Source organism: Bifidobacterium goeldii (assembly GCF_003951095.1).
In the GTDB taxonomy this organism is placed as follows: domain Bacteria; phylum Actinomycetota; class Actinomycetes; order Actinomycetales; family Bifidobacteriaceae; genus Bifidobacterium; species Bifidobacterium goeldii.
Genome location: NZ_QXGL01000003.1, coordinates 153,942 through 166,463 on the forward strand (window position 1 = coordinate 153,942; position 12,522 = coordinate 166,463).

Annotated in this window: 7 protein-coding genes and 1 riboswitch; of the genes, 5 read left to right on the top strand and 2 right to left on the bottom strand. The window is 55.5% G+C overall.

Annotated elements, in window-relative coordinates; translation table 11 throughout:
* On the bottom strand, positions 1-1,527 hold the full coding sequence (locus D2E25_RS05800; protein ID WP_125980762.1) for a DUF2142 domain-containing protein: 1,527 nt from the start codon (positions 1,525-1,527) through the stop codon (positions 1-3).
* 205 nt (positions 1,528-1,732) lie between these two features.
* Here D2E25_RS05800 and D2E25_RS05805 point away from each other — a divergent pair, with 205 nt between their 5' ends.
* The 5 genes from D2E25_RS05805 to D2E25_RS05825 all read left to right on the top strand — a co-directional run bounded on the left by D2E25_RS05805 (position 1,733) and on the right by D2E25_RS05825 (position 9,524).
* Positions 1,733-2,287 carry a YbaK/EbsC family protein gene (locus D2E25_RS05805; RefSeq protein WP_164514739.1) on the top strand — a complete coding sequence of 185 codons (555 nt, stop codon included), beginning with the start codon at positions 1,733-1,735 and terminating at the stop codon, positions 2,285-2,287.
* 215 nt (positions 2,288-2,502) lie between these two features.
* Positions 2,503-3,444 carry a PPK2 family polyphosphate kinase gene (locus tag D2E25_RS05810; RefSeq protein ID WP_241217071.1) on the top strand — a complete coding sequence of 314 codons (942 nt, stop codon included), beginning with the start codon at positions 2,503-2,505 and terminating at the stop codon, positions 3,442-3,444.
* A gap of 56 nt (positions 3,445-3,500) precedes the next feature.
* A complete protein-coding gene (locus D2E25_RS05815; RefSeq protein ID WP_125980766.1) occupies positions 3,501-6,077 on the top strand; it encodes a DEAD/DEAH box helicase in 2,577 nt (858 codons plus the stop codon).
* Between the two features lie 245 nt (positions 6,078-6,322).
* Complete coding sequence (locus D2E25_RS05820; RefSeq protein ID WP_125980768.1) at positions 6,323-7,747, top strand: replication-associated recombination protein A; 1,425 nt, start codon at positions 6,323-6,325, stop codon at positions 7,745-7,747.
* Between the two features lie 304 nt (positions 7,748-8,051).
* On the top strand, positions 8,052-9,524 hold the full coding sequence (locus tag D2E25_RS05825; protein WP_125981075.1) for an MFS transporter: 1,473 nt from the start codon (positions 8,052-8,054) through the stop codon (positions 9,522-9,524).
* An 11-nt stretch (positions 9,525-9,535) separates the two neighbouring features.
* On the opposite strand, the gene D2E25_RS05830 is transcribed toward D2E25_RS05825, so the two are convergent.
* The gene (locus D2E25_RS05830; protein ID WP_125980770.1) at positions 9,536-11,962 is read right to left on the bottom strand and encodes an energy-coupling factor transporter ATPase; all 2,427 of its coding nucleotides are present in this window, start codon (positions 11,960-11,962) and stop codon (positions 9,536-9,538) included.
* Between the two features lie 4 nt (positions 11,963-11,966).
* A riboswitch (FMN riboswitch) is annotated at positions 11,967-12,123 on the bottom strand.
* Positions 12,124-12,522: the final 399 nt, after the last annotated feature.

Genomic DNA, 12,522 nt, shown 5'->3' on the forward strand with positions numbered 1-12,522 from the left:
CTATGCGTTGCGCGCGGCAGCAGTGCAACTATGCGCTACGCGAGCAGCGCTTTCACACGCGCACAGCACATAGCAGCCGCCTAATGGCAGGAAATACCGGAACTGCACGCCGTCCACGCCCAGCGTGCCAGCAGGCGTATATTGCAGCCACAATGCCAAATATGTGAGCAGAATAATGCCGGTTGCCACCGCAATCATGCACCATGCAAACCATCCCATGCGCGCATCAAAGGTGCGGCGAAGCGTTGCAACAAGCAGTAGTATGCACACGGCAACAATAGCCGCCCACAATGCAAGAATGATCATAGTTTGCGAGCGACTATGCAAATTCGATTGCCCAGTGAGAATAGCGCGCCCGATCGCCTGTAATGCGCCGATGACGCCATGCTTGCCGAATGGATCGGCAAACAAGAGATGCTTTTTATCACTCATCGCCTCATAGGAGACCACGCCCGGAGTCGTGGTAAACCAGCTGGTGAGCCGCATCCAGATGCCCAAAAACACGAATCCAAACACGGTGCCAAGTGCAACAATGAACGAACGTACCGGCAGATCAGTGGCAGCATGCTTCGCTGCAGGCACTGTTAGCGTGCCATCTGCCGAATCCTGCGGCATACGCATATGCAGGCCACGGCATTGCGGTCGGGCTGGAATGAGCGTAAGCAACGCCAACAAGAGCAATGGTGTGAACGTGAATTTCGACATCGCCATTAGCACACCCACCATCATCATGGTGACGGTCAGCCACAGACCGGGGGAGCGTTGCGCGTCTGGTACGCTGCGCGCATTGAACGCGTCACTGCGCGCGCTGGTCATGCACGCGAATAACAAGCAGGTGTACAGCAAACACATTGCTTGCGCCATTGAATCAGCAGAAATCGCATACGAGTAGCGGAAAGTAAGCAGCGGGCAAGCCAACAGCAACGCCATAGGCAATCGCCATCGCGGCAAGATGCTCACGCTCGCAAACGTGGCAGCCACATACACGATCAGCATGAACACTTCCGCCAGCACATAGGTGTGAGCCGCACCAAGATGCATCGCGCGTCCCAACGCAAACGCCGCCAACTGCGGCAAATACGCAACAGGCGAGTTCACTGCCGCGTTATTGTATGGCGTATCAACACAATCCGCGCTGCTGCGGGCTTCGCTAGCAGAATCCGATGCTGCAGTGCCAGCGCCATAGTGTTCAAGAAAATCTGCAGGAACCGCGTTCGGATCATAACCGTCATAATGATCGATAGAAAACTGCAACCACGAGCGGTCCACACATCCGCCAACAGTGCCATCACCAGCATGCAAAATACTCTTCGAAGCTACCGGCCGAGCAAGTACATCACCGTTCAAGATGCCGCTCACGCGATATGTGTGCGCCCACACATCAGGAATATGGCCCGCAGGAGTGAGCACAATCATCGCCAAGCCCGTGAACGCAACAATTGCAGCCGCGAGCCACGGCAGCAAACGGTGGATCAAAGGCCATATACCATGCCGTGTGGCGCCGTTTGCTGCCGTTGTATTGATCATCTTGTTCCCTCTCCGCAGGTTCTTCTCTGCACGCTGAACGAACCCATGAACACCATGTATCTACAGGTATTCTATCCGTGGCCTACAGCATGCCGCGAGCTTTTTGCGCCCATAATCCGCCATAAACAACGCCTATAGGTAGTCGGCGTTGCGCGCGCAAACACCCCGGTATGCTGGCCGCAGCGATATATGGGGGAGGTTCGCGATGACATTAGAAATACTTGATTGGCATGATGGCAGTCTGCTGGCGAAACCAGTGTTTGATGCGTTGAACGCGTTGATTGCTGCCGGTGCGCCAGAGCATCAGATTTTGGGTGTCACGATCAACAGTGATGAGGAGTCTGATACTGACTTGTGGTGCCCGCGATACGGTATTCCATTTGAAAACACTGGCAACGTGGTCATCACGCATACGCATAAGACGCGTAAAGCGCCGCCACAGTTTGCTGCCGCGCTCGTTACCGGGGATACGCATGCTGATTTGAACGGGGTTGTGAAGCATACGCTTGAAGTTTCAAAAGTAAGTTTTGCGCCGATTGATGCGGCTGTGGCAGCAACAGGTATGGAATCTGACGGCATGTCTCCGATTGGATTGCCGGCGGACTGGCCGCTGCTTATTGACCAGCATATTCTCTCTATTCCGCGGTTGTATCTCGGCAGTGGCATTCGCCAGTCGAAACTGGTGATTGACGGAGCGTTATTCGATCGTATTCCTAACGTGCAATTCGTTTCTGGGTTGGGCAGACCGCGCCAATGGTAGTGTTTCCACCCGCAATCTGACTGTTCGCGCAGTAGTCTTAAACCAATACGGGAACGTGCCGGCTGGCAGCTCACTCATGCACGGCGCGTATTGGCAGCGGACAGGGAGGTTCGGGGGAAATGGCTAAGGATAGTGACCGTCGCGAAGGGCGCGGTAAGCAGAATCGTGATAGCGGCGAGGGCCAAGACAAGCCGCGCAGGAAAACCATCGACCGGATGCTTGATCGGGCGCGCGATGGCATGAGTGAGATTGAATCCGGCGCTAGTGTTGCTGAACGGCTCGCGCGTGCGGCAAAATCCTCCGACATGCTCAGTGCCGTATGGACACTGCCACCCGCCCAGCGGCTCATGTTCCACCCGGGTACTCAGTTGACTGACATTGATGGCGGTTCTACACCTGGTTTTGACGGTGACAAGGATGACGGTGAGCGTTTTATTGACATCAGTTCCAGCGAAATCGCCCGTTATCAGCGACTGTTGTACGCCAATGGGGTAAAAGGGTCATCGCGCAGGTTGTTAATCGTGCTGCAAGGCATGGATGCTTCTGGCAAAGGCGGTATTGTGCGCCACGTGTTCCGGCAAGGTGACCCCATGGGCATTCACTATCACGGATTCGGCAAGCCCACTGCTGAAGAGCTGGAGCATGATTTTCTCTGGCGTGTGCAGCGTGAACTGCCAAAACATGGTTGGATTGCTGTATTTGATCGCTCACATTATGAAGATATTGTTATGCCACATGTGTACGGCACTGTGCCTGAGGAAATATGGCGAGCACGCTATGAGCAAATCAATACGTTTGAACGTAACCTTGCTGCCGATGGGTGTGCAATTATCAAGATTTTTCTGGTGATGAGTCGCGATGAGCAGCGTCGGCATTTTCTTGCTCGACTTGATGATCCGACGAAATTCTGGAAGTTTGATCTTTCCGATCTTGATGCGCGTGACCGTTGGGATGATTATATGGCCGCATGGCAGGAGGTGTTTGAGCGAACGAGTACGCCCGCAGCACCGTGGTATTTGGTGCCGGCAGATAGCCGCTGGTATTCGCGCGCGGTTGTCTCGGAACTGTTACGCGTTACGTTGAAAAACATGAATATGACCTGGCCAGGATTGAACGCTGATATTGATCGCGAGGAAGCTATACGACGGTTGAGGTAACCCGTTGACGTTCACCAGATAACGTTCACCACAGGCCGCTAGTAAGCTAGGGCAGTATGACTGACGAGACGAATTACGGTTCTTTAGGGCGACTAGCTCCAAGCTGGGACGGCGACGAGCGCAACATTGATTCCGACGAAATCTATGAGCGATTTTTCGGTTGGGTTCACGATGTGAAACACGTTGACCCGTGGCCTCACCAAGAAGAAGCCATTATGGACTTGCTCGCTGGCGATCACGTGATTCTCAACACGCCCACCGGCTCGGGCAAATCCTTGGTGGCGCTCGGCATGCATTTTGCTGCGCTGTGCACTGGTCGACGCTCCTATTACACTGCGCCGATTAAAGCGCTGGTTTCTGAGAAGTTCTTCGATCTGGTCGACGTGTTCGGCCGCGACAATGTCGGCATGATCACCGGCGACACGCATATTAACGCCGACGCGCCGATCATCTGCTGCACGGCAGAAATCCTCGCCAATCAAGCATTACGCGAAGGCCGCCACGCCGACATTGGCTGCGTAGCAATGGACGAATTCCACTATTACGGCGACCCCGAGCGCGGTTGGGCATGGCAAGTACCGCTGCTCACCCTGCCCAAAACCCAGTTTCTACTCATGAGTGCCACGCTCGGCAACGTCGACGCGATCGCTGACAAGCTTGAAGACATGACCGACGTAGACGTTGACATTATTGCCAACGCGCCCCGCCCGGTACCGCTCACCTACGAGTACACGCTCGACCCGCTTGAGAAAACCGTCGAACTCGCCTTCCGCAACGGTGAAACACCGATTTACGTCGTGCACTTTTCCCAAGATGCGGCACTGGAAACCGCGCAAGCGCTCGCTTCCACTGGCGTATCCAGCAAAGAGCAGCGTAACGCGATCGCCGAAGCGATTAAGGGCGTGAAGTTCACTACTGCATTTGGCAAGATTTTGCAACGTTTGCTGCGCACTGGCGTTGGTATTCACCACGCTGGTATGCTGCCACGCTATCGTCGACTGGTTGAACAGCTCGCACAGCAGGGTTTGCTGCCAGTAATCTGCGGCACTGACACGCTTGGCGTGGGCATTAACGTGCCAATTCACTCCGTAGTGCTTACCGCGCTAACGAAGTTCGATGGCTCGAAAATGCGCCGTTTGCGCGCTCGCGAATTCCACCAGATTGCTGGCCGTGCAGGCCGTATGGGCTTCGACACTGAAGGCTTGGTGATCGCGGAGGCACCTGAATTTGAGATCGAGAACGCGAAAGCTGTTGCCAAGGCTGGCAATGATCCGAAGAAGCTTAAGAAAGTCAAGCGCAAGAAGGCGCCTGAAGGTTTTGTAACGTGGAATCAAAACACGTTCGACAAGCTGATTGAAGCCGCGCCTGAAACCCTAGTGCCGCATATGAAGATCACGCATTCGATGGTTTTGAACGAGGTGGCGCAGGGTGGTGACGCGCGCCGGCGTGTGGATGAGCTGATCGACGACTCATCGGTCGGTGCTGAACAGAAAGAGCATCTTCATGAGCGTGCTGATGAGATTTTCACCACGTTGTTTGATACCAACGTGATTGAAGTTGAAGATCGTGCCGATGGCGGCAAGGATTACTTCCTTGACGTTGACATGCCTGACGATTTTGCGCTCGACCAGCCGCTTTCGCCGTTCCTGTTGGCCGCGTTGGAGCTGCTTGACCCCGAATCTGACACGTATGCGCTTGATGTGATTTCGATGGTTGAAGCCACGCTCGAGGATCCGAAGCAGGTATTGCGTGCTCAAGAACGCCAAGCGCGCGATGCAGCAATGGCTCGCATGAAAGAAGATGGCCTCGACTATGACGAGCGCATGGACAAGCTGCAGGAAATCACCTATCCGAAGCCGTTGGAAGATATGTTGCAGGCCGCGTTCGACCAGTATCGCGCTGATGTACCGTGGGCGAATGATTATTGGCTTTCACCAAAATCAGTAGTGCGCGACATGGTCGAGACAGCATCCGACTTCACTGGATATATTGCCCGCTACAATATCGCCCGCTCCGAAGGCACGCTGTTACGCTACCTGTCGGACGCGTATCGTGCGCTCGCTCGCACCGTGCCGGACGATAAGCTTGACGACCAGTTACGTGACGTGATCTCGTGGCTGCGCGTAGTAGTGCGTTCGATTGACTCCAGTTTGGTTGACGAGTGGGAGAATGCTGGTAATCCGGATGCGCAGAAGGCTGCTGAGGATGCTGCGAATCTTGCAGCGCCAGGAGCTAAGGATGCGGTGGTTGAAGACCGACGCGGTTTGATTGTGCTGATTCGTAACGCAATGTTCCGCCGCGTGCAGCTTATGGACCTCGACCGCCCGGATGAGCTCGGCGCGCTCGACAAGGATTGGGGTTACGGCGTGCACGAGTGGGAGGATGTGCTCGACGACTACTATGACGAGCACGAATACGTTGGTATTGACGCGGCCGCTCGCTCCGGCAAGCTGTTCATTCTCGATGATTCGCTGGAGCAGAAAGAACACGCGTGGAAGGTGCGTCAGATTATCGACGACTCCGATGGCGACCATGATTGGGCGATCACCGGCACCGTTGACCTCGACACCACGCAGGAAAGCGGTGAAGTAGTCTTCTTCGACTACCACGTCGGCAGCATCGACAACGCCTGACCCTCCTTGGCCCCCTCGGCTAGGCCGAGCCGTGAAACGGACAACCTAGTAGGTTGTCCGTAGGCGAGGAGCGAGCGATAGCGAGCCAGTAGACAGTCAGCCGAAGGCTGTCCGTTATTGCAGGACGCTGTCAGCGAAGCTGACTGGGGGAGTGTCAGGCGGCTGAAAGCCGCCAACCATAGTGCAATATTGCACGCGTCCTTGATCGAACGAATGTTCGATGAATGGTGTAGGATAAAGGTTTTATGACCGACAATGATCTGTTTGACGCCACGGACGCGCCTGAGGATGTGACGCGTCCGCTGGCCGTGCGCATGAGGCCGAACACTATCGATGAGGTGGTCGGCCAGTCGCAGGTGCTGGGGGAGGGCTCGCCGTTGCGGCGTCTCGCTAATCCGGCGTCACGCGGATCGTTGACCGCTCCTAGTTCGATCATCCTGTTCGGCCCTCCCGGCGTCGGTAAAACCACACTCGCCTACATCGTGGCGAAACAGTCCGGTCGCGTGTTCGAGGAACTCTCGGCCGTCACTTCCGGTGTGAAAGACGTGCGCGATGTACTCGCGCGTGCGCGTCAACGACTCGTGGCTGAAGGCAAAGAAACAGTCCTATTTATTGACGAGGTGCACCGGTTTTCGAAGTCCCAACAGGACGCTCTACTGCCTAGCGTGGAAAACCGTGATGTGACGTTTATTGGCGCTACTACTGAGAATCCCAGCTTTTCGGTGATCAAACCGTTGCTGAGCCGCTCAGTGGTTGTCAAGCTCGAATCGCTCGAAGCTGACGATCTTAAAACACTCATCGCTCGCGCAGTTGAGGACAAGCGCGGACTGAAAGGCGAAGTGCGCATTGATGATGCAGCCGTCGACGAGATCATCCGCATGGCTGGCGGCGATGCGCGCAAAACCCTGACGATTCTTGAAGCAGCAGCCGGCGCTGCCACTGGCGATCAAGCACGCAAAAAAGGCGCAAGACGGCCAACGATTACGCCCGACATCGTCAGTCGTGTAATGGACGTGGCCACTGTTCGCTATGACAAGGATGGTGACGATCATTACGACGTTATCTCCGCGTTCATCAAATCAATGCGCGGCAGCGACCCGGACGCCGCAATCCACTATCTTGCGCGCATGCTCAAAGCTGGTGAAGATCCGCGTTTTATTGCACGGCGTATTATGATCGCCGCCGCGGAGGAAGTTGGCATGGCAGCGCCGCAAGTACTGCAAGTCACTGTGGCTGCCGCACAAGCAGTTGCAATGATCGGCATGCCTGAAGCGCGCATTATCTTGGCTGAAGCGACGATCGCTGTGGCGACTGCACCGAAATCCAACGCGAGTTATAACGCGATCAACGCAGCACTCGCTGATATTGATGCAGGTGATATTGGCCAAGTACCGTTGTATTTGCGCAACGCTCCCACCAAACTGATGAAAGAATGGGGCAATCATGAAGGCTACAAGTATGCGCATGATTGGCCAGGCGCTGTAGCCCCACAGGAGTACATGCCCGAACCATTGCGCGGTCGCGAATACTATCATCCCAACGATCGCGGCTACGAGCACGAAGTGGGGCCGCGACTCGAACGCATTCGCACAATCCTGCACAGCGAACAGTCGCGCAGTAATGAGTCGCACAGTGGCGAGCCGCATGACAGTCTCGGCCCCCTCGGCTGAGGGGGCTGTCAGCGCAGCTGACTGGGGGAGCGTCAAATGGTTGAGTGTGGTGTATTCGATCCCCAGATGGCACAATTGTCCAACATAATCAGCTAAGGTGTGCGTTGGTGAAGGGCGGATGCGGATAGCCACACACTGGTGATCATCCGTTGAGACAAGTCGCCCGAACGGTTGGCAAACCACATTCCGAAGCGTTATGGCCGCGTGTGGTCGCCGTCATGCGCTTTGCATAGAAGAAATGGAAGGTCGCATGGAATCGTCCATGGCTCACTTCGACACTGAACATACCGGCGAGTCTCAGCACATGCAGCAGACGCACGAACCGCCGCACAGCACAGATTCAGAGCGTATTCCGCTCAGTCTTATCGGCTCGATTGTTGCTGTAGGTTCCCTCGCATTCGTTGGCATTCTTACCGAAACGGTAATGACTGTGCTTTTCCCCGAGCTCATGGTGGAATTTAGCGTGAACACGGCTACTGTGCAGTGGATTACTACGATTTACCTGCTGGTAGTTGCAGCTACGATGCCGCTCTCATCGTTTTTGAACCGTCGATTTCGGTTTAAAGCATTGTTTGTTGCAGCAGTAGTGTTGGCGGTAATTGGCTCACTGCTCATGATCGTTGGGCACGCGTTTGCGTTGATTCTTATTGCTCGCGTTATCCAAGGCGTCGGTTCGGGTATTGCTACGCCGCTGATGATGAACATTATTTTGCAGCAGTCGCCGCGTTCTAAGGTTGGCCGACTGATGGGCGTGGGCTCTTTGGTAATTACTGTGGCGCCGGCGATTGGCCCAACTGTTGGCGGCGCGATTTCTAGCGTGCTGCCGTGGCGCGCAATTTTTGTGATTGTGATTCCGATTGTGCTACTGGTCTCGCTGCCAGTGGGTTTGAAGTGCATTCGTCAGTCTCGACCAACTGAAGACGCACAGTTGAACCCGTTGCAGTTTGTAGCGATTGTGCTCGCCTTGTGCGGATTGATTTTCGCATTGAACCAGGCTGGCATTGCGGTGAGCGAAGCCGTGTCCGGCGGTTCTGGCGCAGTGCGCTCTACGATTGTGGCGGTAACGAGTTTGATCGTCGGTGTTGGCTCGCTGCTGTTCTTCGGCTGGTCGTCAAAGCGTTCGTTCTCGCCGCTGATTCGACTCGGCTGGCTGCGCGATCCAGTCGTGTTGCTGCACTTGCTGCCATATCTGCTGATGCCGATTGTTGGTATTGGTTTTGGCTATGTGGTGACGAATGTGGCGCAGCTGTCGCTGGGCACATCCGCGTTTGTCGCCGGCGCGCTCGTGCTGCCGGGCGCCTTGATCGGCGCGTTCTTCGCTCCTGTGGGCGGTATACTCTACGACCGATTCGGTGCGCCTCGCCCGGTCTTGGCTGCAATTGGTACGGCCACACTCGGGCCGGTGCTGCTGCTCATCTTCTCAATGCACTTGACGCCAGCGCTGCTGGCAGGCTTCTATTTTATTTTTGGCCTGTGCTACGCGTTGGGCTATTCGAACATCATGACCAGCGCGCTGAGCGGTATTGACCGCGAGTTCACGCCGGACGGCAACGCCGTATTCCAAACCTCGCTGCAGTTCGGCGGCGCGGTCGGCACCGCATTGTTCTCCACGATTCTTGGCGTGGCGCAAGCTGGCGCTGGTAAGGAAGGTTCAGCTGCGTTCCGTCACGCTACCGCAGTGGGCGGCGCGTGCGTGTTCGCGGTAATGATTGTGATCTGTGTAATCTCGATTATTTCGCTGGTCGCTGCGTTCCGCTTGCGCGCTCGCCGCGCATAAACTGGCGCTGCTTATAGCATTGCAGCGCCAGTGAGCGCGATCACATACGCTGCGCACAATGCGATAAAAGTAAGATCCCGACGGCGCACGCGCATAAGCCGCCAATGCGTGCGCCGCGCGCCTTCCTCATAGCAACGCGCGTCGAGCGCAAGACTGAGATTATCCGCGTGCCGTAGCGCGCCGGCGAACACGGGGACAATAATCGCAGCCATTGCGCGAATACGGCGTACTGGTGAACCGGTTTCAACACTGCCACCGCGCGCTGCTTGCGCGTCAACAATCGCTTTCGCTTCCGCGCCCAATGTTGGTAAGAATCGCAACGCCAAGCTCATCACTAGCGCGATCTCCTGCGTGTGCATACCCAATCGGGCTAGCGGTGAGAGCAGTGATCCGAACGCGTCGGTCATTGCCGTAGGCGTGGTCGTGTCAAGAAATACGGCGCCCAGTATGATCACCAGTGCAAAACGGCAGATATACAGGATGGCAATCGTTACACCGCCTGTGGTGATCGGTATGGAGCCAAGCTGAACGAGTGTGTCACCGGTTCGTACAAAGAATACGTTGATCAGACCCATGATCACAAACATCGCGAAGAACATGTGCACGCGTGCGAGCAATCGCAGTGGGTTCAATCGTGCGGCGGCAACAATACCGATCGCCAACAAGGCACTGAAAGCGAGTTGCAGGGGTGTAGAGATCGCGAACGCGGTGAACATGAGGACCAAAAACATGGTCATTTTCACGCGTGGATCCAGTGAGGCAATAGGGGAGAGCCTGCCAGGGGTGTCGGACTGTGGAGCGGATTGTGGAGCGGACTGCGTAGCGGCTGGCGGCTCGATATTGGTATGCGCGGGCGGCGTCATATCGATAACACGATCGGCTAGCGCATGCGCTTCGTCAAGCGAATGCGTAATGATAACGATCGTGACACCCTGCTGCTTCAATTCGCGAATGAGCGCGTGAATGCGCGCAGTGGCTTGCATATCAAGGCTCGCGGTTGGCTCATCCATAACCAGCACGCGCGGCTGGCATGCAATTACTCCTGCGATCGCGGCTAACCGCTGCTGGCCACCGGATAAGTCGAATGGTGAGCGATCAGCTATATGCGTGATATGCAATAATTCCAACGCATGATCAACCCGTTGGCGTACTTCCTCATCGCTTAGCCCCTGATTGCGTGGCCCATACGCTATATCCTCGGCCACGGTAGTAGCAAACAACTGTCGTTCAGGATGCTGCATAACGAATCCAACTTCGCGGCGCAATGCTTCGCGCTGTTTGCGGCGCAATGGTCGTGAACGCTTCACACGCTTGCTGAAATGGCTTGTGCGCGCGGTAGCAACAGGCAAGCCAGCTACGGTGATTGAACCCGAGTCTGGTTTTTCGAGCGCACAAATCAGTCGCGCGAGCGTAGATTTGCCCGCACCATTACTGCCCATAATTGCTACTGTTTCGCCTGCGCGAATTTTTAGCGACGCATCGTCAAGCGCTGGCAGCGACGCATCAGGATAGTGATAGCTGACATGATCTACCTGGATCATCGGTTGCACTGTTGATGATGACCATGCAGAAGTGCTCGGCGTTACGGTAGTGCTGTCAGCGCTCATCGCAGTGGTACCCAACGCATTCGTATCGTCGTCGATGCTCGCGTTTTCAGTGATCTGTGCGGTCTGTGCGGTCTGCGTGGTCTGCTCGGCGGACATGTGCGTGCGCACTACGCGCCCATGGTCTAATTCAATAACGCGGTCTGCGTGCGCGGTCTCATCCATATGATGAGTAACATGCACGATCGTTGTTCCGCGAGCCTGTAATGCGTCAAGAATGCGCATCACCTCAGCTCTGGCGATCGGGTCAAGCATGGCCGTTGGCTCATCAAGCACCAGCATTGCTGGGTTCATGGCTAACATGCCAGCAATCGCAATACGCTGCTGCTGGCCGCCGCTCATGCGCGTCGGGTCAGCATACCGTTGCGCTTCCATATCGACGGCGTTCAGCGAGCCAGCAATACGCGTACCAATTTCAGCGTGCGCTAATCCCAGATTTTCTGGGCCAAATGCCACATCATCTTCGGTAACGGTAGTGACGATTTGATCCTCAGGATTTTGGAATACTGCACCAATACCATGCCGTGCTGCACGGTATGCAGCTGAATGAGGCATACCAGAATCAGCGTCGAACACATGCTGGCCAAGTAGTGTTACGTCACCAGCATCTGGAGCGGTTAAACCGGCGATAAGCCGAGCAAGCGTGGACTTGCCAGAACCATTGCGGCCGATGAGACACACGCGTTCGCCAGTATGAATGGTGATATCAACATTGTCTAACGCCCATGTTGATCCGCCATCGTAACTAAATTTGATGCCTTTGAGTACCGCTGCCATGCTGGGGTGCACGGCGGCGGGATCGTGTGCGTGCACAGATTGCGGCGCAATGCTCATAGAAGCTCCGTTTCTTCCATCCGGACTGTAACCGTTGGCTCTGGATTGTCACCAGATCAGCCGCTTAAGGGGAGCGGGTCGCGGGCTTGAGCATGTGGGCCGATATATCAGTGCCGTGCTGTTACCGCCAGTAAGGAATTGCACCTTCCCTGAAACTTGAACACACCATATATACGTCATGCGGTATGCGGGTGCAAGCCGCTGTTCGCTGCAGGCAAGTGCAACCACAGTAATCAAGGAAAAACAGCAGTGAGTAAGGGCATTGGATTGGAGTGATTATCGGGGGTGCGGAATTGCGCTGATATACCCCCTATGAAGTGTGAGAGGGTATACATAATTAGACAGATAATTGCCGCGTGTCGTCTTGTATTCCAATATTGAGAACGTTTTCGTCCAAAAATACGGGGGTGGGGAGGGGGATACCGTAAGAAAAGCCATGGAGGAAAGGACTGAGGAAGGCGGGCGTACTGTGCGTTCAAGTACGGTCACGGAATGGTTGCAATCTTGTCGGTTTGCTGCGTCGAAATGGGCTCGTCGCGGTACTGCTGGCATGCTTGCTG

What these genes read in the sequence shown, in the direction of transcription:
- D2E25_RS05800 (WP_125980762.1), bottom strand. Translation starts at nt 1,527, where the DNA reads ATGATCAATACAACGGCAGCAAACGGCGCCACACGGCATGGTATATGG.
- D2E25_RS05805 (WP_164514739.1), top strand. Translation starts at nt 1,733, where the DNA reads ATGACATTAGAAATACTTGATTGGCATGATGGCAGTCTGCTGGCGAAA.
- D2E25_RS05810 (WP_241217071.1), top strand. Translation starts at nt 2,503, where the DNA reads ATGCTTGATCGGGCGCGCGATGGCATGAGTGAGATTGAATCCGGCGCT.
- D2E25_RS05815 (WP_125980766.1), top strand. Translation starts at nt 3,501, where the DNA reads ATGACTGACGAGACGAATTACGGTTCTTTAGGGCGACTAGCTCCAAGC.
- D2E25_RS05820 (WP_125980768.1), top strand. Translation starts at nt 6,323, where the DNA reads ATGACCGACAATGATCTGTTTGACGCCACGGACGCGCCTGAGGATGTG.
- D2E25_RS05825 (WP_125981075.1), top strand. Translation starts at nt 8,052, where the DNA reads ATGCAGCAGACGCACGAACCGCCGCACAGCACAGATTCAGAGCGTATT.
- D2E25_RS05830 (WP_125980770.1), bottom strand. Translation starts at nt 11,962, where the DNA reads ATGAGCATTGCGCCGCAATCTGTGCACGCACACGATCCCGCCGCCGTG.